The sequence below is a fragment of the Massilia sp. Dwa41.01b genome (genome assembly GCF_014171775.1).
Lineage (GTDB): Bacteria > Pseudomonadota > Gammaproteobacteria > Burkholderiales > Burkholderiaceae_D > Telluria.
In genome coordinates this window covers 1,463,432-1,484,890 of record NZ_CP050454.1, presented here as the reverse complement: position 1 = coordinate 1,484,890, position 21,459 = coordinate 1,463,432, and the positions used below count along the sequence as shown (strand labels likewise).

Sequence of the window (21,459 nt, the reverse complement as noted above, 5' to 3'; positions counted from 1 at the left end):
CGCCTGTAGATGGAAACGTTACCAAAATCGTGCCGCCGAATGTAGCACCCTTCGATTTCGGGTGTCAACGCTGTTCGCCGGCGCGCCGTATTGTTGCGTCCAGCACGCACTTTCCAGCACTAACAATATTCCGTTGACAATTTATTTTCCTGACCCTAATATTCAGCCAGATTGTATGGAAACGTTTCCATCGTTTCCAAAAATGCCAGGCAGGTTGCGCTACCCGGCAAAGTAAAACTGGACGAATTGCCGTTTGCTCCCCTCATCGGACGCAATCGGCCTTTCGTGTTTGATCAGCGTGGATGGACTGAGTCGGATTGCGTATTGCGGCAGCGCTGCCAATGGGTGAGACACTACCCGGGATTGGAGGGGCTGCCGACCAAATCTATAAGAACGAGGAGAAGACATGCACTACCCTTTGGCAAAGCAGAAAATGATCAGCCTGGCCGTGGCTGCCGCCTGCGCGGCATTCATGGCACCAGGCCATGCGCAGGAAGCGGCCACGCAGGCGACGACGACGCCCGCCGACAGCACCTCCACCAGCGGCCAGGCCTCGGGCGCCAGCACCAATTCGGCCGTCGTCGATGACGCTTCCGCCGCATCGGCGGCCTCCGCTACGCCGGCGACCGTCGTCGTCAAGGGCATCCGCCAGAGTATGGCCTCGTCGCTGAACATGAAGCGCAATGCCCAGGGTTTTGTCGACGGCATCGTCGCCGAAGACATCGGCAAGTTCCCGGATACCAACTTGGCCGAATCGCTGCAGCGCATTTCCGGCGTGTCGATCGACCGCGAGATCGGCGAAGGCTCGAAGGTCACCGTGCGCGGCGTCGGCCCCGACTTCAACATGGTGCTGCTCAACGGCCGCCAGATGCCGACTTCGAACCTGGGCGACCGCAACGGCCGTGCCTTCGACTTCGCCAACATCGCCTCCGAAGGCATCTCGCAGATCCAGGTCTACAAGTCGGCCCGTGCCGACACCCCGACCGGCGGCATCGGCGCGACGCTCAACGTGATGACCGCGCGTCCGCTCGAGCGCAACGGCAAGCAGGCCAGCATCGGCATCAAGGGCGTCTACGACGAGTCGTCCACGAACCTGCCGGAAGACGTCAAGCGCGGCAACAAGGTGACCCCGGAAGTGGCGGGCATCTACAGCACCACCATGGCCGACGGCACCTTTGGCGTGGCGATTAGCGGCAGCTACCAGGAGCGCAACCTGGGCTACAACAGGGCGTCGGTGAGCGGCTGGCGTGGTCCGTTCCGTGGCGACGACACGAACAGCTGGGGCCGCATCCCGCAGCCGAACGAGCCTTCGGGCGGCGACATCGTCAACCGTCCGACGGGCGCCACCCTGTACGAAGTGCCGCAGAACCTGAACTACGCGATGAGCGGCGTGCAGCGCCAGCGCGCGAACGGCCAGCTGACCCTGCAATACGCGCCGAGCAAGGCGCTCACGACCACGCTCGACTACACCTATTCCGAAAACAAGATCCAGACCCGCCGCCAGGACCTGTCGGCCTGGTTCAACTTCGGCGAATCGACCAGCACCTGGGGCAATCCGGTGGGCGGCATCGCCGAGCCAATGATCTACACCGAGGTATTCCCGAAGACCGATGCGAATGGCGTGCCCATCCCCTCGTCCAGGGACATCGCGATGGGCGGCGCCGACTTCGCTACCCGTACCCGGAACAAGTCGCTCGGCTTTAACGCCGTGTGGAAACCGAACAGCGACCTGCGCGTGGAATTCGATGCCCACAAGTCGAGCGCCGAGTCGACGCCGGACAGCCCCTACGGCTCGTCCAACACGCTGGGCACGGCCAGCTTCTCGCGCGGCAATACCACTGGCGACTTCAGGAACGACTTCCCGGTGCTGAGCATTGAGGACGCCGACTTCAACCGTGCACGCCAGCAGGTCACCGGCTCGACCTTCCAGAACGGCTACATGCGCGGCGACATCGAGCAGGCCCAGTTGAAGGGCAGCCAGAAGCTGTTCGCGGCGTCCGAACTGAATTTCGGCCTGGCCCTGACCAAGGCGGACAACCGCTCGGCCTTCTCGAACCAGCAGCGTGAGACCTGGACCGGCGCCACCAGCGCGGCCGATTACCCGAGCAGCGTCTGGCACCAGGAATCGGTGCGCCAGTACTTCAGCAAGCTGGCCGGCAGCGACAACCCGAACCTGTTCAATACCTTCTATACCTTCGATTTCGAACAGGTACGCGACATCGCAGCGCGCGCGTCGGGCCAGCCGGAACTGTACCTGCCGAAGACCACCTACGATACCGACCAGCGCTCCACGGAAAAATCGAAGAGCCTGTACCTGCAGTTCAACACCGACTGGGACACTGCGATGCCGCTGCATACCGGCATCGGCGTGCGCTACGAGAAGACCGATGTCACCTCCAGCGCGAAGGTGCAGACCCCGACGGGCATGACCTGGAACTCGGAAAACGAACTGGCCGTGAATTTCTCCGGCAACCAGTTCACCACCCTCACCGGCAAGTACGACTACCTGCTGCCGACCTTCGATGCGGACCTCGACGTGCGCAGGGACATGAAGCTGCGCGCCTCCTACGGCCAGACCATCGGCCGGCCACGCTACGACCAGATCGCCGGTGGCCAGGTGCTCGACGCCGGTGCACGCGTGAATGGCGGCGTCGGTTCGCAGGGCAATCCGGGCCTGCTGCCGGTCAAGTCGAAGAACCTCGATCTGTCGTGGGAATGGTATTACGGCAAGCAGAACTTCGTCTCGATCGGCCACTTCCGCAAGGACCTGGAGAATTATGCCGGCAGCTCGAGTTTTGTAGCCCAGCCGTTTGGCGTGCGCACGCCGATCGGTGGCGCTTACTGGAACGAGGCGATTGCCAGCGGTTGCGCCACGACGCAGATGCTCTGCATTCGCAACTACATTTTCCGCAACAAGAACGGCCAGCCGGGCGTCGTGCGCGAAAGGGACGCCGCCGGCAATTTCGTCAATGACGACAACGGCAATCCAAAGGGCACCATCAGCAGCCTGCCGACCGACCCGATCGCCAACTTCGACATCACGACCTATTCGAACGAGAAGCGCGCCAAGCTCAATGGCTGGGAATTCAACGTCCAGCACATGTTCGGCAACAGCGGCTTCGGCGTGTCGGCGAACTACACCCTGGTGCGTTCGGACCTGAAATTCGACAATGCCAGCACCAGCGGGCAGGAGCAGTTCGCGATGACGGGCCTGTCCGACTCCGCCAACCTGGTCGGTATCTTCGAGAACGACAAGTGGGCCGTGCGCGCGGCCTACAACTGGCGCGACGAGTTCCTGGCCGGTACCCGGGACGACACGGGGCCGAACCCGCAGTATGTCGAGCCATACGGGCAGCTGGACATCAGCATCGGCTACAACTTCGACAGCCGCCTGAGCGTGCAGTTCGAGGCGATCAACGTGACCGACGAGAGCATCCGGATCCACGGCCGCACCAGGAACCAGGTGCTGTCGATTACCCAGACCGGTCCTCGTTACATGCTGGGCGCCCGCTACAAGTTCTGATGGGATCGCGGTCACACGGGCGGCGGCGGTCGCTCGTGTGGATGCCGGTACCGTAGGGTGGGCAGTGTGCTGAGATGGCCCCCGGTCATCTCAACTGCCCACCCTACGTCGTTGCCGCGGATTTCCGTTACCACACGCGTTTCCTACCCTCGTCAATTGGAAACGTTTCAGGTAGACTCATTGCAATAAAGTCTTGCTGGAAACACCATTGTTGGAAGCATGTCCATGACGAGTAGTCCGATCAAGCACGTGGTCATCGTCGGCGGCGGTTCGGCCGGCTGGCTGACGGCTGCCGTCCGTCATCGCGGCCGACCACCGCGCCAGCGATGCCGATGGCCTGCGCGTCACCCTGATCGAGTCGCCCGACGTGGCCCCGATCGGCGTCGGCGAAGGCACCTGGCCCTCGATGCGCGATACGCTGCGCCGCATCGGCGTATCGGAATCGGATTTCTTCCGCGAGTGCGACGCCGCCTTCAAGCAGGGCTCGCGCTTCGACGGCTGGGCCACGGGCGCGGCCGTCGATTATTACTTCCACCCCTTTACGCTGCCCTGGGGCTATGGCGAGGCCGACCTGGCCGCGCGCTGGCAGGAAGCCCATGCGGCCGTGCCCTTCGCCGACCTGGCCAGCTTCCAGCCGCACCTGTGCACCGCCGGGCGCGCGCCGAAACAGGCGGCGACGCCGGAATTCGCGGCCGTGGCCAACTACGGCTACCACCTGGACGCCGGCAAGTTCGGCCAGTTCCTGAAAAAACACTGCCTCGAGCGGCTCGGCGTGCACTACGTGCCGGACCACGTGCTGGCGATCGCATCGCACGAGAACGGCGACATCGCCGCGCTGCGCACGGCGCATCATGGCCTCCTCGCGGGCGATTTGTTCGTCGACTGCACCGGCATGCGCTCGCTGCTGCTGGGCCAGCATTACGACACGCCTTTCCTTTCGCAGCGCCACGTGCTGTTCAACGACAGCGCTCTGGCCGTGCAGGTTCCCTACACGTTTGAGGACAGCCCGATCGCTTCGCAAACCACGTCCACCGCCCAGCAGGCCGGCTGGATCTGGGACATCGGCCTGCCCGGCCGGCGCGGCGTCGGCCATGTATATTCGAGCGCGCACACGAGCGATGAGGATGCCGAGCGCGCGCTGCGCAGCTACGTGGCCGCCACAGGTGGCCCGGCTGACTGCGCCCCGCCGCGCAGGATCGGCTTCCAGCCCGGCTACCGCGCGCGCTTCTGGCAGCGCAACTGCGTCGCCATCGGCCTGTCGGCCGGCTTCATCGAGCCGCTCGAAGCCTCGGCGCTGGCCCTGGTCGAATTGTCCGCCGCGATGCTGAGCGACGAGATGCCGGCTACCCGCGACACCATGGACATCGTCGCGCGCCGCTTCAACGAGGTCTTCCGCTATCGCTGGGAGCGCGTCATCGATTTCCTGAAACTGCACTATGTACTGAGCCGCCGTACGGACTCGAGCTACTGGCACGACAACCGTCAACGCGAATCGATTCCGGCCAGCCTGAGCGAGCTGCTGGCCCTGTGGCAGCACCGGGCGCCAATGCGCGGCGACTTCCCCCGCATCGAGGAAGTGTTCCCGGCGGCGAGCTACCAGTACATCCTGTACGGGATGGGCGCCGCCGTTCCACCGACCGGCACGCGGCGCCGCGACAGCGCTGCCGCCGACGGCTACTTCCGCGAAGCGGCCGAACTGACCCGGCGCATGTTGAAAGCCCTGCCAACGAACCGCGAACTGATCGACCATGTCCGGCGCCACGGTCTGCCGCGCATCTGACCCACCACCCTTGAAAACAACAACGCCATGTCCAAACCAGTCTTGCTGAACAATATCGACCACAAGGACCTGCGGGTGATCCTTGACCGCGGCGCGGCCTATGGCGACGCGGTCATGTCCGCCCTCACCTTCCCGGACGAATTCCGTACGCTGCAGGCCCACTACCCGGTCGTCTTCCAGAAGACGCAGGATGGCACGAGCTTCCAGGCGCTGGCGCTGTTCGGTTTCCAGGAGGGCGAAAACCTGTTCCTGGAAGGCGAACGCTGGGACGCGATCGACCTGCCCCTGACGCTCGAGCGCCAGCCCTTCCTGATCGGCGTCGATGGCGAAGAGCTGATGGTCCACGTCGACATGGCCAGCCCGCGCATCAGCGCGGCCGCAGGCGAGCCCGAGGGCGAGGCCAAGGCCGAGGCCGTCTTCATGCCGCACGGCGGCAACAGCGACTACCTGGAACGCATGAATTCGACGCTGCTGGCGATCCACCTCGGCCTGCAGCGCGCCAAGGGCTTCATGGCCGCCCTGCTGGAGCACGAGCTGCTCGAGTCCTTTGTCTTCGACATCGAGCTCGACGACGGTTCGCAAAACCGCCTGTGGGGCTTCTACACCATCAACGAGGAGCGCCTGGCGGCGCTCGACGGCGCTGCCCTGGAACGCCTGCACCGGGACGGCTACCTGCAGCCGATCTACATGGCGATCGCCTCGCTGTCGAACCTGCGCAACCTGGTCGAGCGCAAGAACCGCAGGAACCGCGAAAGCCATCAGCGCAACCAGACCCTGGCCTATGCTGCCGCAGGCTAAGCCGATACGCGAGATCGACGGCAGCGCGCCCGGGGTCCTCACCGACGCGCTGCTGACATCGCTCGAACCCGTCGTGCTGCGCGGGCTGGTGGCGCACTGGCCATTTGTTGCCGCCGCGCGCACGTCCTTCCATGCCGCCAGCAGCTACCTGCGCCGCCATTACCGCGATGCGAGCGTGATCGCAATGCTGGGCGGGCCGGACATCGGGGGCCGCTTCTTCTACAACGAGGATTTGAGCGGCTTCAATTTCGCGCCGCTCAAGGTGAAACTCGACGCGGTGCTGGGCGAGCTGCACGGCCATTACGACAATCCGGCGCCGCCGGCCATCTATGTCGGCTCGACCACCGTCGACACCTGCCTGCCGGGTTTTCGGTTTGAAAACGACGTCGGCCTGGGCGGCCGCGACGCGCTTGCCAGCATCTGGATCGGCAACCGCACCCGCATCGCCGCCCATTACGACCTGCCCGACAACCTGGCCTGCGTGGCCGCGGGACGCCGGCGCTTCACGCTCTTCCCACCCGAGCAGCTGCCCAACCTGTACATCGGGCCGCTGGATTTCACGCCGGCAGGCCAGTCCATCAGCCTGGTCGATTTCCATGCACCCGACCTGGCGCGCTTCCCCCGCTTCGCGCAGGCCATGGAGCACGCCCAGGTCGCGGAACTCGACGCTGGCGACGCCCTCTTCATTCCCAGCATGTGGTGGCACCACATCGAAGCGCTGGACGCCTTCAACGTGCTGGTCAATTACTGGTGGCGCCAGTCGCCGGAATACATGGACACGCCGATCAACGCCCTGATGCACGCCTTGATGAGCATCCGCGACATGCCGCTCGAACAGCGCCGCGCCTGGCACGGCCTGTTCCGCCATTACGTGTTCGAAGCCGATGAGGACACGGCGGCGCACATACCGGCACCGGCCCGGCGCATCCTCGCGCCGCTGGACGACGACACCACGCGCCTGCTGCGGGCGCAATTATTAAAGCGGATGAACCGCTGAGGGAGACCGAGATGCAAGAGACGAAGCATGAACATGCAGGGGGCCGGCCAATCCGGCGCGTCGTGATTGCCGGGGGCGGCACGGCAGGCTGGATGATGGCGGCCGGCCTGTCGAAATCGCTCGGCAAGCTGCTCGACATCAAACTGGTCGAGTCCGACGAGATCGGCACGGTGGGCGTGGGCGAAGCGACCATTCCGACGCTGATGAATTTCCACCACCTCCTCGAAATCAACGAGCAGGAGTTCATGGCCGCCACCGGCGCCACCTTCAAGCTCGGCATCAGTTTCGAGAACTGGCGCAACGTGGGCGAAGACTACATCCACTCCTTCGGCTCCACCGGCATCGACCACTGGACCGCGGGCTTCCAGCATTTCTGGCACAAGGGCCGCGAGCGCGGCCTGGCCGGCGACTTCGGCAACTACTGCCTGGAGCTGCGCGCGGCCCAGGAAAACCGCTTCGCGCACCTGCCGAAGGACGGCATGAACTATGCCTACCACCTGGACGCCAGCGCCTATGCCCGCTACCTGCGCAAATTTTCGGAGCGCTTCGGCGTGCAGCGCATCGAAGGCAAGATCGTCGACGTGGCGCTCGATGGCCCCGGCGGCGACATCGGCTCGATCCGGCTCGACTCGGGCACCGTGCTCGAAGGCGACCTGTTCATCGACTGCACCGGTTTCCGGGGCCTGCTCATCGGCCAGGCCTTGGGCATCGAATACGAGGACTGGTCGCACTGGCTGTTCAACGACAGCGCGGCGGCACTGCAGACGCCGCGCCAGGGACCGGCCGTGCCCATGACGCGGGCGATCGCGCGCGACGCGGGCTGGCAATGGCGCATCCCGCTGCAGCACCGTGTCGGCAACGGCATCGTGTTTTCGCGCCGCTTCACCGACGACGAGGCGGCAGTCAAGACACTTCTGGCCAACATCGAAGGCGAGCCCCTGATGGCTCCGCGCGTGATCCGCTTCCAGCCGGGCCAGCGCAAGAAGGTCTGGCACCGCAACTGCATCGCCGTCGGCCTGGCGAGCGGCTTCCTCGAGCCGATCGAATCGACCAGCATCCACCTGATCCAGCGCAGCATCATCCGCCTGATGCAGTGCTTCCCGACGCAGGGCATCCAGCCTTCCGACGTCGAGGAATTCAACCGCCAGACCGAGACCGATATCGCGTCCATCCGCGACTTCATCATCCTGCACTACAAGGTGACGAACCGCCGCGACACGCCCTACTGGCGTGCTGCCGCCGAGATGGCGGTACCGGCCTCGCTGCAGCACCGCATCGACCTGTTCCGCGAAACAGGGCGCGTATTCCGCATCGCGAACGAGCTGTTCGCGGAGAACTCGTGGATCCAGGTCATGCTGGGCCAGGGCATCATGCCGCAGCAGCACCATCAAACGGCCGACCTGATGGGCGACGAGGAGCTGGCGCATTTCCTGAACGGGATCAGCCAGGGCATCGAACGCACCGTGGCGCAGCTGCCGCCGCACGAAGCCTACGTCCGCCAGTACTGCGCCGCGTAGGGAAGCGCATGGCGTTCACCCGCAGAGCAGCGCGACCAGTTGCCCGGCCTGGGGAATCGAGGTCCGGGCGGCGCCCAGCTGGAGTACGAGATCGCGGCCGATGTCGCGGACCCGCCAGCTGATCTCGCGCAGGGCCAGCTCGCTTTCGAATACTTCGTGGTGATCGAGGGGTGCGCCCGCGAGCGCGGCGACGTGCATGTCGAGCCCCGTGGACATGAAGGCGCGCTGGACCATGTGCAGGCGTTCGCGGGTGCGCAGCATCAGGTCGAGGTGCCTGGGCGCGAGCCCGGCGCCGCGCGCCAGTTGCGCCGCCAGTTCCGCCGCGTCGGCCATGCGCTGCGACAGCCGGATGACCTCGTCGTCGTCGATCGTGGCCGAGGCGAGCTCGAAGGCTTGCGCACCGGGCGTACGGCTGGCCTGGGAGATGATGGCCGAGACCATGCGCGGATGCTCGCCGCTGACGATCTTCATTGCCAGTTCGGCGCGCTGCAGCGCGTTCGGCTTGTGCAGCAGCCCGGAGATGAGCTCGGCGCTGGCGACGAGCTGCCCGGCGACGCTGCTCTGCCCTGCGATCATGGCGCGCGGGTAGCCCGTGCCATTCAGGCGTTCATGGTGTTCGGAGACGGCAATGCCGACCGCCGCCGGGCAGGATTCCAGGTCCTGGATGAGCAGCCGTCCGATATGGGGATGCACGATCACGTGCGACCATTCTTCAGAGCTCAGCACCCGGCTCGCATTGATCAGGTCGGGATCGATATAGAGCTCGCCGATATCGTGCAGCACACCCGCCATCGCCGCCACCCGTACCCCGTCGGGCGCCAGGCGCGCGTGCGTCGCAAAGGCGAGCGACAGCGCCGCCACCTCGGCGACGTGGCGCAGGTCGCCGTTGCCGCGGCCGATCATGGTCAGCATCACCGTCATCGCCGGCGCAAAGCGCAGCGCTTCGAGTTCGCGCCGCACCGTCGCGACCGTGATGCCGCAGGCCCCCAGGATTGCCGCCAGCGCGGGCGATGCTTCGCAGGCGCGGTAGGCGCTGGCGGCCAGCCCGCTGCCGTCGACGCCACCCTCGACCGTGATGCAGGCTTCCAGCGGCTTGCGCAGGCGATGCACGATCAGCCGTTCCTGCAGCTGGGGCGACACCATGGCGCCCTTGGCCAGCAGCTTCATGCCACGCGCGTCGTAGATGTCCTCGGTGGCGGTGACGCCGACTTCCTGGGACAGTGCGAGTACCTTGTTCAGGTAGTGTTCGTTGACGACGGCGCCGGATGTCATGGTGTCTGGTGGAGCAATAGGGGTAATTCGAAAGCGGCGCGCGATGGCTGCTGTGCGCAAAGAGCGGTGATCATAAGGTAGCCGGTCAAAAGATTCCATACGGAAACAGTCCAGATTACGGTTCCACTGAGGAATATTCGCACATTCGTGCTATTTGTTGTCGCATGGCAACAAATTCGCCCTTCGATGCCTTTGCGCCCCAGTCGTGCGCCTCTGGACAACTTTCGGTAGCAATGCGATCCTGCACACGCTTCCCCGCCCAGGCCGGCTGCGGCCTCGCGCAATGAAAAAGAGGAGGATCGCATGGCCAGCCGTCCCGGCATTTTCCCGACATTCTTTCTCTCGGGCTTCGAGTGCTCCAGCTTCCTGTGGAGCGAGGAGCGTGTCCGGCGCGACCTGGTCGCGGAAACGGAACACGACCGCCACACGGCCGAGGATTACCGGATACTGAACAGCCTGGGCATCGGCGTGGCCCGCGAAGGCATTCCCTGGCCGCTGGTCGATCGCGGCGAGGGCTACGATTTTTCGCGTATCGATCCCCCCATCGAGGCCATGAACGCCTCGAAGATCACGCCGATCTGGGACCTCTGCCACTACGGCTACCCGGACGACCTCGATCCTTTTTCCGATGCCTTCGTCGATCGCTTCGCGCGCTATTGCCGCGCTTGCGCCGAATACGTGGTCCCGAAACTGCGCGGCCCGCACTTCTTCACGCCGATCAACGAGATCACCTTCTTTTCCTTCTGTGCCGGCGAATGGGGCTGGGCCGCGCCCTATCGCCGCAGCCGCGAAGACCGGATGCGCCTGCGCCTGGCCCTGTGCCGGGCGGCGATTGCCGGCGTCAAGGCGATCCGCGAAGTCGACCCGGGCGCGCGCATGGTCCACATCGACCCGCTGGTGCAGGTGGTGGCGCCGCGCGGCCGGCCCGACCTGGTCGAGGCGGCGCGCCACGAGACCATGGTCGATACCTTCCTCGCCTGGGACATCATCGGCGGCCGCGCGCACCCGGAGTTCGGCGGATCGCCCGAGATCCTGGACATCGTCGGCGCCAACAATTATTCCTTCGGCCAGATGGAATACCGCGAGCACGGGCCGCATGCGGCGCTGCCGCCCGGCGACGAGCGCATCGTGCCGCTGTGCGAGATGTTGGACACCGTCTGGCAGCGCTATCGCAGGCCGATGATCATCGGCGAAACCAGTGGCCTGGGCCAGGGCCGCGACAGTTGGCTGCGCGACGTCATGGGCGAATCGCTGGCGGCCGTGCGGCGCGGGATGGACCTGCAGGGCGTGTGCCTCTTCCCCGCGGTCGACATGCCGGACTGGCACAGTGGCGAGTGGGTACACAACGGCATCTGCGACCTGGTGCGGGAAAACGGTGTCCTCAAGCGGGTGCCGGACCCGGACTATGTCGCCGAATTGCGCCGCTGGCAGAAAGAGCTGAACCGGGTCACCACGCTCGACCAGGATCCCTACAGCGACCCGGTCGAACTGCAGGACGTGATCGATGCGGCGCACCGGCTGAATATGCAGCCCGATAAAAACTGGTGCTGATGATCGCGGTGCGGATGCGGAAAACTATTGTATTCAACGGAGGTCACTGTCCAAATGTAAATAGAACTCTGCTATTCTGGCGTTCCGTTATTTTTTGATCATGAAACGAACTGCCATGATGCGTCTCTCGACACTTGTCCTGCCCCTGTTCATTGCCGCCAGCCTGACGGCCTGCAAACGCAACCAGACCGAATCGCAGGAGCCGGCCAAGGAAGCGCCGGCGGCCGCTGCACAGCCCGCAACCACGCCCGCCCCCGCTGCCACCCCTGAGGCCCCTGCCGCCACCCCGGCTGCGGACGCGGTGAAGCCCTTCGACCTGAATTCGGTCCCGGTAACGACCAAGGCCTTGCCGCCTTTCCCGTATGTCGCCATGCCTGCTGAGCTGAAACCCAGCGACGTGCGCACGGACCGGGAACACGATTTCGATCGCGCCTACGTCATCGCCGGCGAAGAACTGCGCAAGGTCGAAGGCAAGGTCATCCGCCGGGAGTTCACGTTGAGCGACCTGAAGTGGTCGAGTCTGGCAGCGCACCGCAACTATGAAACGGCCCTGAAGGCCCTCGGTGCGACGCGGGTCGACACCGTCCACCCGAGGAACGAGAAATTCATCGAGCGCAATGGCGGAAGTTACCAGGCCGTGTACAACAAGATGGACCTTCCCTATATCGATGCGGGCGAGGATGCGGATACGCCCAATTTCGAGCAATGGCTGATCCGGACGCCCCAGACCAACATCTGGATCTCGTTCTGGGTTGACGGCGGCGAGATCGGTGTCTTGGCCGTCGAAGAAAAGGCAATGCAGCAGCAGGTGAGCGCCTTGCCTGCCGCAGAGCTGTCTTCCGCCCTGAAGAAGGACGGCCACGTCGCCCTGTACCTGAACTTCGATACCGACAGCCAGGTCATCCGCCAGGACAGCCTGCCGGCGGTCGACGAGGTCGTCAAGCTGATGCAGGGCGAACCGAGCCTGAAGCTGCGCGTCGAAGGCCATACCGATGCCAGCGGCGACGCCGCGCACAACCGCAAGCTGTCGCTGGCGCGTGCCGAGTCGGTCGTCAAGGCGATCACCGCCAAACAGGTTGCGGCGGACCGCCTTACCGCCGTCGGCAAGGGCCCGGACCAGCCGCTGGCCGACAACACGACCGAAGAAGGCAAGGCAAGGAACCGTCGCGTGGAGTTGGTGCGGGTGTGATTCGTCGAGCCGGCGTCCGCAGGTGGCCGCAGCCCCTTTCGCGTTATAGTGTCGTTGGAAGATCCACATTCGACTGACAGAAGGGAGCTAGACCATGAGCAAAAGCCAGGACGCGAAAAAGTCCACGAAGAAAGAACCCGCCAAAACGCCGAAGGAAAAGAAGGAAGCGAAGAAGGTCAAGCAGGAAGAGAAGAAGCGGCAGCAGTAAGCCGGTTCCTGCGCCGTCCCGCCCGGCCGCGTCTGCCGGGCGGGACGATCCCTCAAGCCGGATCCCCCTGGCGATGCAGTCCCGCGTACTTCACGCCGTAGAACAGGATGAACAGGTAGCAGGCCGCCGGTACCAGGAAGGAAGGCTGCAGGCCGATGCGGTCGGCCAGGCCGCCCTGGATGAAGGGCACGATGGCGCCGCCGACAATCGCCATGCAGAGAATGCCCGAACCCTGCCCCGTGTGGCGTCCCAGGCCGTGCAGCGCCATGCTGAAGATGGTCGGGAACATGATCGAATTGAACAGTCCAACCGCGATGAGTGCCCACATCGCCAGGTGTCCCTGCCCCAGGGTGGCGAGCAGCACCAGGGCGATCACGGCAAAGGCATTGAAGGCGAGCGTCTTGCCCGGGCTGACGTAGCGCATCACGGCGAAGCCGATGAAGCGGCCCACCAGTGCCCCGCCCCAGTACAGGCTGACATACTTGTAGGCCGCATCGTGGCTCATGCCCGCGATCTGCGGTTCGCCCAGGAAGTTCACCAGGAAGCTGCCGATACTGACTTCGCCGCCGACATAGACGAAGATCGCCACCGCGCCCAGCACCAGGTGGCGGTAGGACCAGGCCGAACCCTCGCCCGCCTGCGCCGCGGCGGGCCTGCAGCATGGTCGACTTTCGGCAGCCGCACGACCGCAAACAACAGCGCCAGAATCGCGAGCGTCGCCGCCAGCGCCAGGTAGGGGCCCTGGACGGTGGCCGCTTCCTGCGCCCGGTGCGCCGCCTGTTCGACCGCGGACATGGCCGCGATCTTGTCGGCGCCGACCGCGGCAGCAGACAGGATCAGCATCCCGCCGACATACGGGCCGACCGTCGTGCCGAGCGAGTTGAAGGCCTGGGTGAGCGTCAGGCGGCTCGATGCCGTGCGCGCCGGCCCCAGCACCGTGACATACGGGTTGGCCGCCACCTGCAGGATGGTGATGCCGCTTGCCAGGACAAAAAATGCGAACAGGAACAACCCGTAGCCGCTTTGCGCGGCCGGGTAGAACAGCGCGCAGCCGGCGGCGGCAATCAGGAGACCAGTGACCGCCCCCTTCTGGTAGCCAATGCGGCGAATCAGCGCGCCCGCCGGCATCGACACCAGGAAGTAGGCGCCGAAGAAGCAGAACTGGACCAGCATCGCCTGCAGGTAAGTGAGCGTATAGATCGATTTCAGGTGCGGGATCAGGATGTCGTTCAGCGAGGTCAGGAGTCCCCACATGAAGAACAGGATGGTGAGGATGACGAGCGGGCCGGTCTGCGACTGGCTCTGTTCCGGCTGCGCTTCGGCGAGCGCGGCGGGGCGTGCGATGTTTTCCATGATGGTTTCCTTATTGTGTGCTACCGGAGTGCGGGCTACCGGAGTGCGGGCCACCGATGTGGGCCGACAGCAGCGCCGCCACGCCCTGCAGTGCCGGATAGGGTTCGGTAATGACCCAGGTCGGAATGCGCGCAAGGTAAGTCGAGAGCCGTCCCTTGTCCTCGAAGCGGCGGCGGAACGGCGAGCTGGCGAACAGCGTGCCCAATCTCGGCACGATGCCGCCGCCGATGTACATGCCGCCGGTCGCGCCGAGGGTCAGGGCAACGTTGCCGGCTACGCTGCCGAGGATACCGCAAAGGTCTCCACGGTCCGCAGGCAGGCGGCGTCGCCGGACAGCGCCCCGCCCGTGATGGCGGCCGCACCCAGCTCGTTCCCGGCGAGGACGCGGTGGATCGCCTCCAGCCCCGGCCCTGACAGCAGGCGCTCGGCCGACACGTGCCCGTACTGTTCCTGCAGGCGCTCCAGTATCAGGAACTCGTCGCGCGTGCAAGGCGCGAAGCTGGCATGGCCGCCCTCCCCGGCCAGCGCAATCCAGCGCTCCCCGGCCGGGACCACGCCCGACACGCCCAGGCCCGTGCCCGGGCCGATCAGGCCGAGCGGACGCCCGGCTTGCTCGACGCCGCCGCCGACCCGCTCGCGCTGCCAGGGCTCCAGGTACGGCAGCGACATGGCCAGGGCCGCGAAATCGTTCACCACCAGCAGCGTCGACAGCGCGCGCTCGTCGCGCAGGCTGGAGATCGAAAAGCTCCAGTGGTGGTTCGTCATCTTGACGTGGTCGTCCTCGACCGGGTTGGCGATCGCGATCGCGGCGTGGGCGATGCCGTCGACCTGGAAGCCGCGTCCGGCGGCCGTGTGCAGGTAGGTGTGCATGGCGTCCGCCAGCGTCTCGTGCTGGGCGCAGGACAAGACCTCGATGCAGTCGAACTTGCCGCCATCGTGCAGCGCGAAGCGGGCATTGGTGCCGCCGATGTCGGCGACGAGTCGGGCCGGGCTCATTGCAGCTCCTCGCAGCGAACGGCGTCCGGCTCTTTCGCGGCGCCACCCAGAATCTCGATGTTGGCAAAGGCGGCGGTGAACGCGCCGCTGCTGCCGACGACGAAGGGCGCCTCGACCCGCGCCAGGTCGACGCCTTTCGCCGCGAAGCAGGCCAGCGGCACCTTGACGGTCTGCTTGCCCTTGCCGGCCAGGCGCTTGAAGAGCGCGGTGGCGTCGAGCGGCGTGCCGCAGTTGGCAACGCAGGCCATCGCCAGCGTCAGCTTGCCGGCGGGGGCTTGCGTGACGATGGTATCGAAGCGCAACGCGCCATCCTGGCTGGCCGCCGGCGGCAGCACCATGGCCTTGCCGCCGCGTGCTTCGACCGTCGCCGGCCCGGTCCACGTGATTTGCTTCGCATCCTGCTGGGTGTTGATCTGCGATGTCTGCACGGAGACGCCAGGCAGCGCGATCGTCGCGTTCAGGTCGGCGCCGAGCGGCTTGACCTCGCTCCCGCTGCGGATCGCCAGCGGGAAGCTGGCGCGGTCGGCCTGGCCGAATACCGGGAAGCTGTTGCTGACGCCGCAGCCGCCGGGCGGATAGCTGGAGTCTAACTTGCCCAGCTGCGAGCGTTGTCCCGCGCGCAGGCCATACCCGAGCTTGAAGAGCGGCGCATAGTTGGCGCTTCCAAGGTTCAAATCCGTCTGGCAGACCGACTTTGGCCACGAGAACGACAGCGTGCCGCGGAAGTCATACCGCTTGGGACCGGCAACCAGCAGGTCGGACACGCCCTTGCCCTCGCTGCCCGGCAGCCAGGCGGCGACAAAGGTGTCCGACAGATTCAGCAGGTCGTTGACCCAGAGCGGACGGCCGGCAACGAACACGGTAATCACCGGTTTGCCCTTGCCGGCGACGGCTTCCAGCACGGCCAGGTCTTCCGGGTGGCGGCCGCTGTGGCGCAGCGTGCCCGATGGGCCGATGTCGCCGTCGCCTTCGGCATACGGGGTTTCGCCGATCACGGCAATCACCGCGTCGTAGTCGGCCACGTTGACGTCGCGTCCGTCCTGGCTGTAGCGAACGTTCGCCTCGCCCGCGGCCGCCTTGATGCCGGCAAGGATGGAGTCGGCGTGGGGGAAGTCGGCATTGGTATTGGCCGTCCCCTGCCAGGTCAGCGACCAGCCGGCGGTCTGGTTCGACAGGTTGTCGGCACTCTTGCCCACAACGAGAAGCTTCTTGCCGCGTGCCAGTGGCAGTACCGGTCCTTCGTTCTTCAGCAGCACGAGCGACTCGCGCACGGCACGGCGCGCCAGCGCGCGGTCCTGCGTTGCTGCGTCCTTGCCGGCATAGGCGTTGTTTGATGGCCGCTTGCCGAACAGGCCTGCGCGCAGCTTGACGCGCAGGATGCGGGTAACGGCGTCGTCGATGCGCGCCATCGGGATCTCGCCCGACTCCACCTGTTTCGTCGTGTTGGCGATGAATGCCTTCCAGTCGTCCGGCACCATGAACATGTCGATGCCGGCATTGACCGCCTGCGGACAGCTGTCGTTGCGGCAGCCGGGAATCTCGGCGATGCCGTTCCAGTCGCTGATGACGAAGCCGTCGAAGCCAAGCTTGCCCTTCAGGATGTCGGTCAGGGCGTGTTTGCTGCCGTGCAGCTTGCCGTGGTCCTGGCCGGCGGCGACATCGTTCCAGCTGTTGAAGGACACCATCACCGTCTGCGCGCCCGCCGCCAGGCCTGCGTAATAGCCCTGGGCATGGATATTCATCATGTCCTCGGCGCTGGCCTTGGTGACGCCGCGGTCCTTGCCCTGGTCGGTGCCGCCATCGCCCATGAAGTGCTTGATCGAGGCCACCACGTTGGCATCGGACTTGAATCTGCCCTGCAGGCCGGTCACATACGGTCCGGCATAGCTTTTCACCAGCAGCGGGTCTTCCGAGAAGCTCTCGTAGGTGCGGCCCCAGCGGTCGTCGCGCACCACCGCCAGCGTCGGGCCGAACACCCAGGCGATACCGGTGGCACGTACGGCGCGTCCGGTCGCGGCGCCGATGTCCTGTGCCAGTTTCGGATTGTGCGCGGCGCCCAGGCCAATATTGTGCGGGAAGATGGTGGCGCCATGGACGTTGTTGTTGCCGTGGACGGCATCGATCCCCCAGATGACAGGAACCTTGACCGCCATGTCGGTCGCCATCGAGGCGTCGTAATAGGCATTCGCCAGCGCCAGCCAGTCGGCGGCCGTCGCATGCTTGTTATTGTTCGGCCAGCTGCCGCCGCCATTCAGGACCGAACCGAGGTAGTACTGCTTCACGTCGGCCGGACTGGCGGTCTTGATTTCCGGCTGGGTCATCTGGCCGATCTTCTGCGCCAGGCTCATGCCCTTGACGATGGCGGCAATGCGCGCCTCGAGGGCCGCATCGCGCTTGAAGGCGCTCTGCGGCTTGGGCCAGTCGGTCAGGCGATTCGTGCCGGGCGCGGCGACGGCCGGCAGCGCCAGCGCGATCGCCAGCGCCAGCAGCGGGGGCGTAAATCTTCTCATTGTGTTGTCTCCCTTGTGTTCTGCGTTGTGTCCGGGTCCGTCATTCCTGGCGCAGGAAGCTGCGATACCACTTGCCGCTGTCCTTCAGGCGCCGCTGCTGGGTGGCGTAATCGATGTGCACCAGGCCGAAGCGGCGCAGGTAGCCTTCGGCCCACTCGAAATTGTCGACCAGGCTCCAGGCGAAATAGCCCTTCACCGGCACGCCCTCCCTGACCACGTCGCGCAGCGCGGCCAGGTGGCGCGCCAGGTAGCGCCGGCGCGGTTCGTCGTGCACGGCACCATCGGCATCCACCTCGTCGTCGTAGCAGGCGCCGTTCTCGGTGATGTACATCGGGCCTGGATGGTAGTCGTTCTCGATCCGTGCCAGCAGGTCGGCCAGGCCCTGCGGCGCGACTTCCCAGCCCGGGGCCGTGGTCTCGACGTCCTGCGGCGGCAGCACGCGTGCAGCCAGGGCCCCTTCGCCCGGCGCGTCCTGGATCGTCTCCGGGAAGTAGTAGTTCACGCCGAGGAAGTCGAGCGGCACGGCAATCGCCTCCATGTCGCCCGGGTGGACGACTGGCGCGGCATCCTTGATCACGTCCAGCGTGGCGGCCGGATAGCCGCGGCCGAACAGCGGATCGAGGAACCAGCGGTAGCGCAGGCCGTCGTGGCGCAGCATGGCGGCGCGGTCCTCAGCGCTGTCGCTGGCGGCGCGCAGCGGGTGCAGGCTGAGCGCAATGCCTACCTGCGCGTCGGGGACGTTGGCGCGGATCAGTGGCACCGCCTTGCCGTGCGAGAGCAGCACGTGGTGGCAGACCTGCAGCGCCGTCTTGAAGTCGGTCAGGCCGGGAGCGTGCAGGCCCTCGTAGTTGCCGATCATCGCCGTGCACCAGGGTTCGTTGTGGGTGATCCAGTGCTGCACGCGGTCGCCCAGGCGGCGCGTCATGGCATCGACAAAGGCGAGGTAGGCATCGACGGTGGCGCGGTCGGCCCAGCCGCCGCGGTCCTGCAGGAATTGCGGCAGGTCCCAGTGGTACAGCGTGGCCCAGGGCTGCAGGCCGCGCTCGAGCATACCGTCGACCAGGCGCGAATAAAAGTCCAGGCCCTTCTCATTGGGTTTGCCGCCCACTTCCGAGAAGATGCGCGGCCAGGCGATCGAAAAGCGGTAGGCGTTCAGGCCCATGTCGCGGCCGATGTCGAAGTCTTCCGGCCAGCGGTGGTAATGGTCGCAGGCGACCGCGCCGCTTGAGCCGTCGCGTACCTTGCCGGGGGTGGCGGCGAAGCGGTCCCAGATCGACTCGACGCGGCCATCCTCCTGGCTGGCGCCTTCGATCTGGTAGGACGAGGTGGCGCAGCCCCACAGGAAGTCGTCGGCGAATTCGCGGCGCGCGGGCGGATGCGGCTCAGTGCTGTTCGGTGTCGTCATGGTCTCGGTTCAGGATGTCGGTCTTTGGATTGTTCGGAATAGGATACGATGCGATTGGAAAGCTTTCCACCCATGCGCTAAAAAAGCGCCGGGCCGGCGCGCGCCGAGGCGCTCATGCCGCCCCGCGCTGATCGCCGGCGCTACCGGTCTTGGCCCTGGCGGCAGAGCGGTTCCCGGGCTTGGCGGTGTCGGCGGCACTGGCGCTGCTGCCTGCGCCGCTGCCAACCCTCTTGCCGGCCCTGGCCAGCGAGGCACGCAGCGTCACCGATACCGGGAAGCTGCGCTCGACCGGGCGGCGCAGGTCGTAGCAGCGGTTCAGCAGGGCATTCAGGCCGTTCAGGGTCATCTCGCGCCAGGGCATGCGCACGGAAGTCAGGCGTGGTGCGGAGAATTCGGCGCTCGGCGTGTCGTCGTAGCCGATCACCGACAGGTCGTGCGGCACCCGGATGCCGGCTTCCTGGAAATAGGACAGCGCACCGACGGCCATCTCGTCGTTGGCGCAGAACAGGGCGGTGCACGGATGCCCGGACTCGACCAGTTCCTTGGCCGCGTTCCAGCCGCCGGCAGGAGAAAAGTCGCTCTCGGCAACCCAGAGCTTGCGCGGATCGATGCCGGCTTCCTGCAACTCGCCCATGAAGCCTTCGATGCGCTCGACGTTGTCGACGAGGCTGGACGGGCCGGCCACGACGGCGATGTCGCGGTGCTTGTGTTCGAGCAGTGCGCGCGCGGCCAGGCGGCCGCCGAGGCGGTGGTCGACCATGAAGCACTGGTCGGCGATGCTGGCCAGGCTGTGGTTCAGCGCCACCAGCAGCTTGCGCTTGGCGCCCAGGGCTTCCAGGTCTTCGTCCAGCAGCGCGCTCGTCATCACGATCAGGCCGTCGCAGCCGCGCTCCATCAGGAATTCGATGCCCTCGATCGCCTGGCGGCGGGCGTCGCCCAGGCCGACGCCGAACGCGACCACCATGTGCAGGCCGGCGGCGCGCAGCTCGGTATCGATGATCTGCAGGATGGGCGTGTAGAAGGTGCCGGACAGGACCGGGATGTAGACGCCGATCATCTGGCTAGAACCCGACAGCAGCGCGCGCGCCGCGTGCGAGGGCCGGAAGCCCAGCTCGTCGATGGCCTTTTTCACGCGCTCGAGCGTCGCGGGCGAGACCGAACCCTTGCCGCTCACGACACGCGAGGCGGTTCCGAGTCCGACGCCGGCAAGGCGCGCCACATCTTTGATAGTTGCCACGAACAGTCCCTATTTGGTCGACATGAAGCCGTCGACATTATCGATTAAACAGAAGCATACTGCATGCCGGCGGCCTTGAAGCGCATGCCGTGCGCAGTATCGAACAGCGATACCCGCGTTGCATCGATCCCGAAGCGGACCGGCTGTCCGGGCGCGAAGCTGCCGCCCTCGTGCACGAGGGCCGACAGCAGGTGGCTGCCGCAGGCGATCCAGACGATTTGGTGGTTGCCCATCGGCTCGACCAGCGTGACCTCTCCGTCGAGCGGCCCGTTCGCGCCGATGCGCACGTGTTCCGGGCGCACGCCCAGCGTTGCGCTGCAGGGCGCCGGTGCCTCCTGCAATACCACCGCCAGCGGCCCCGCCAGGAAGCGGCCATGCAGGTCGACCTCGCCTTCGATGAAATTCATCGCTGGCGAACCGAGGAAGCCCGCCACGAAGCGGTTGGCCGGACGCTCGTAGACATCAAGTGGCGTACCGATCTGCTGCACCATCCCGCCCTGCATCACGACGATGCGCGAGGCCAGCGTCATCGCCTCCACCTGGTCGTGGGTCACGTAGATCATCGTCGATTTCAAACGCGCGTGCAGCAGTTTCAGTTCGCGGCGCAGCTCGGCGCGCAGCTTGGCATCGAGGTTCGACAGCGGCTCGTCAAACAGGAACACGCCCGCTTCGCGGACCAGGGCTCGCCCGATCGCCACCCGCTGGCGCTGCCCGCCCGAGAGCTGCGCGGGTTTGCGCGACAGCAGGCTGTCCAGCTGCAGCATACCGGCGGCGTGGGCCACGCGGCGCTTGATCTCGGCCTTCGGCGTACCTGCCATCTTGAGGCCGAAGGACATGTTGCCCTCGACCGTCATGGTCGGATACAGCGCGTACGACTGGAACACCATGCCGATGCCGCGCTCGCTGGGGTCGCACAGGGTCATGTCGCGCCCGCCAATCTCGATGCTGCCGCCGCTGGCCTCGATCAGGCCGGCGATGCTGTGCAGCAGGGTCGACTTGCCGCAGCCGGAAGGACCGAGCAGCACCAGGAATTCGCCCGGCTCGACCTGCAGGTCGAGCTCGCGGATGATCGGTTTGCCGCCGAGCGTGATGGACAGTTTGCGTAGATGGACGTTCGACATGC

At 65.8% G+C, this 21,459-nt stretch carries 12 protein-coding genes and 2 pseudogenes; 7 read left to right on the top strand and 7 right to left on the bottom strand.

The genetic code is table 11. From position 1 onward, the window contains the following. Window positions 1–406 precede the first annotated feature (406 nt). The 5 genes from G4G28_RS06730 (at window position 407) to G4G28_RS06710 (ending at window position 8,615) form a co-directional block, all read left to right on the top strand. Window positions 407–3,523 carry a TonB-dependent receptor gene (locus G4G28_RS06730; RefSeq protein WP_183108164.1) on the top strand — a complete coding sequence of 1,039 codons (3,117 nt, stop codon included), beginning with the start codon at window positions 407–409 and terminating at the stop codon, window positions 3,521–3,523. Window positions 3,524–3,890: 367 nt separating this feature from the next. Next, window positions 3,891–5,303 carry a tryptophan halogenase family protein gene (locus G4G28_RS06725; protein WP_229507915.1) on the top strand — a complete coding sequence of 471 codons (1,413 nt, stop codon included), beginning with the start codon at window positions 3,891–3,893 and terminating at the stop codon, window positions 5,301–5,303. A 27-nt stretch (window positions 5,304–5,330) separates the two neighbouring features. Further along, window positions 5,331–6,101: a SapC family protein gene (locus tag G4G28_RS06720; protein WP_182991367.1), complete on the top strand. Its 771-nt coding sequence runs from the start codon at window positions 5,331–5,333 to the stop codon at window positions 6,099–6,101. After that, window positions 6,085–7,098 (top strand): cupin-like domain-containing protein, encoded by a 1,014-nt coding sequence (locus G4G28_RS06715; protein ID WP_182991366.1) that lies wholly within the window; start codon window positions 6,085–6,087, stop codon window positions 7,096–7,098. The genes G4G28_RS06720 and G4G28_RS06715 overlap by 17 nt, the downstream gene beginning before the upstream one ends. A gap of 11 nt (window positions 7,099–7,109) precedes the next feature. Continuing rightward, window positions 7,110–8,615 (top strand): tryptophan halogenase family protein, encoded by a 1,506-nt coding sequence (locus G4G28_RS06710; RefSeq protein ID WP_182991365.1) that lies wholly within the window; start codon window positions 7,110–7,112, stop codon window positions 8,613–8,615. Between the two features lie 15 nt (window positions 8,616–8,630). Here the strand turns inward: G4G28_RS06710 and G4G28_RS06705 are convergent, their stop codons facing one another. After that, window positions 8,631–9,887, bottom strand: coding sequence for an HD-GYP domain-containing protein (locus G4G28_RS06705; RefSeq protein WP_183108163.1), 1,257 nt, complete (start codon window positions 9,885–9,887; stop codon window positions 8,631–8,633). 303 nt (window positions 9,888–10,190) lie between these two features. Here G4G28_RS06705 and G4G28_RS06700 point away from each other — a divergent pair, with 303 nt between their 5' ends. Both G4G28_RS06700 and G4G28_RS06695 read left to right on the top strand, forming a co-directional pair. Next, the gene (locus G4G28_RS06700) at window positions 10,191–11,438 is read left to right on the top strand and encodes a b-glycosidase (protein WP_182991363.1); all 1,248 of its coding nucleotides are present in this window, start codon (window positions 10,191–10,193) and stop codon (window positions 11,436–11,438) included. 100 nt (window positions 11,439–11,538) lie between these two features. Beyond that, window positions 11,539–12,627: an OmpA family protein gene (locus tag G4G28_RS06695; RefSeq protein ID WP_182991362.1), complete on the top strand. Its 1,089-nt coding sequence runs from the start codon at window positions 11,539–11,541 to the stop codon at window positions 12,625–12,627. Between the two features lie 260 nt (window positions 12,628–12,887). Here G4G28_RS06695 and G4G28_RS06690 read toward each other — a convergent pair. The 6 genes and pseudogenes from G4G28_RS06690 to G4G28_RS06665 all read right to left on the bottom strand — a co-directional run bounded on the left by G4G28_RS06690 (window position 12,888) and on the right by G4G28_RS06665 (window position 21,457). Further along, a pseudogene (locus G4G28_RS06690) lies at window positions 12,888–14,188 on the bottom strand (sugar MFS transporter). A gap of 10 nt (window positions 14,189–14,198) precedes the next feature. Beyond that, window positions 14,199–15,184: pseudogene (locus G4G28_RS06685) on the bottom strand (glucokinase). Beyond that, the gene (locus tag G4G28_RS06680) at window positions 15,181–17,694 is read right to left on the bottom strand and encodes an exo 1,3/1,4-beta-D-glucan glucohydrolase (RefSeq protein ID WP_182991360.1); all 2,514 of its coding nucleotides are present in this window, start codon (window positions 17,692–17,694) and stop codon (window positions 15,181–15,183) included. Before G4G28_RS06680 ends, G4G28_RS06685 begins: the two are co-directional and overlap by 4 nt. A 40-nt stretch (window positions 17,695–17,734) precedes the next feature. Beyond that, entirely contained in the window at window positions 17,735–19,099 is a 1,365-nt protein-coding gene (locus G4G28_RS06675; protein WP_183108162.1) for a GH1 family beta-glucosidase, read from the bottom strand. Between the two features lie 112 nt (window positions 19,100–19,211). Beyond that, on the bottom strand, window positions 19,212–20,336 hold the full coding sequence (locus G4G28_RS06670) for a LacI family DNA-binding transcriptional regulator (RefSeq protein WP_183108161.1): 1,125 nt from the start codon (window positions 20,334–20,336) through the stop codon (window positions 19,212–19,214). A 44-nt stretch (window positions 20,337–20,380) separates the two neighbouring features. Next, on the bottom strand, window positions 20,381–21,457 hold the full coding sequence (locus G4G28_RS06665; RefSeq protein ID WP_182991357.1) for an ABC transporter ATP-binding protein: 1,077 nt from the start codon (window positions 21,455–21,457) through the stop codon (window positions 20,381–20,383). Between the last annotated feature and the right edge of the window lie 2 nt (window positions 21,458–21,459).

Bases quoted from the DNA above. Each gene is read 5' to 3' on its own strand.
- G4G28_RS06680 (WP_182991360.1), bottom strand. From the start codon at position 17,694: ATGAGAAGATTTACGCCCCCGCTGCTGGCGCTGGCGATCGCGCTGGCG.
- G4G28_RS06710 (WP_182991365.1), top strand. From the start codon at position 7,110: ATGCAAGAGACGAAGCATGAACATGCAGGGGGCCGGCCAATCCGGCGC.
- G4G28_RS06720 (WP_182991367.1), top strand. From the start codon at position 5,331: ATGTCCAAACCAGTCTTGCTGAACAATATCGACCACAAGGACCTGCGG.
- G4G28_RS06700 (WP_182991363.1), top strand. From the start codon at position 10,191: ATGGCCAGCCGTCCCGGCATTTTCCCGACATTCTTTCTCTCGGGCTTC.
- G4G28_RS06705 (WP_183108163.1), bottom strand. From the start codon at position 9,887: ATGACATCCGGCGCCGTCGTCAACGAACACTACCTGAACAAGGTACTC.
- G4G28_RS06695 (WP_182991362.1), top strand. From the start codon at position 11,539: ATGAAACGAACTGCCATGATGCGTCTCTCGACACTTGTCCTGCCCCTG.
- G4G28_RS06665 (WP_182991357.1), bottom strand. From the start codon at position 21,457: ATGTCGAACGTCCATCTACGCAAACTGTCCATCACGCTCGGCGGCAAA.
- G4G28_RS06715 (WP_182991366.1), top strand. From the start codon at position 6,085: ATGCTGCCGCAGGCTAAGCCGATACGCGAGATCGACGGCAGCGCGCCC.
- G4G28_RS06730 (WP_183108164.1), top strand. From the start codon at position 407: ATGCACTACCCTTTGGCAAAGCAGAAAATGATCAGCCTGGCCGTGGCT.
- G4G28_RS06675 (WP_183108162.1), bottom strand. From the start codon at position 19,099: ATGACGACACCGAACAGCACTGAGCCGCATCCGCCCGCGCGCCGCGAA.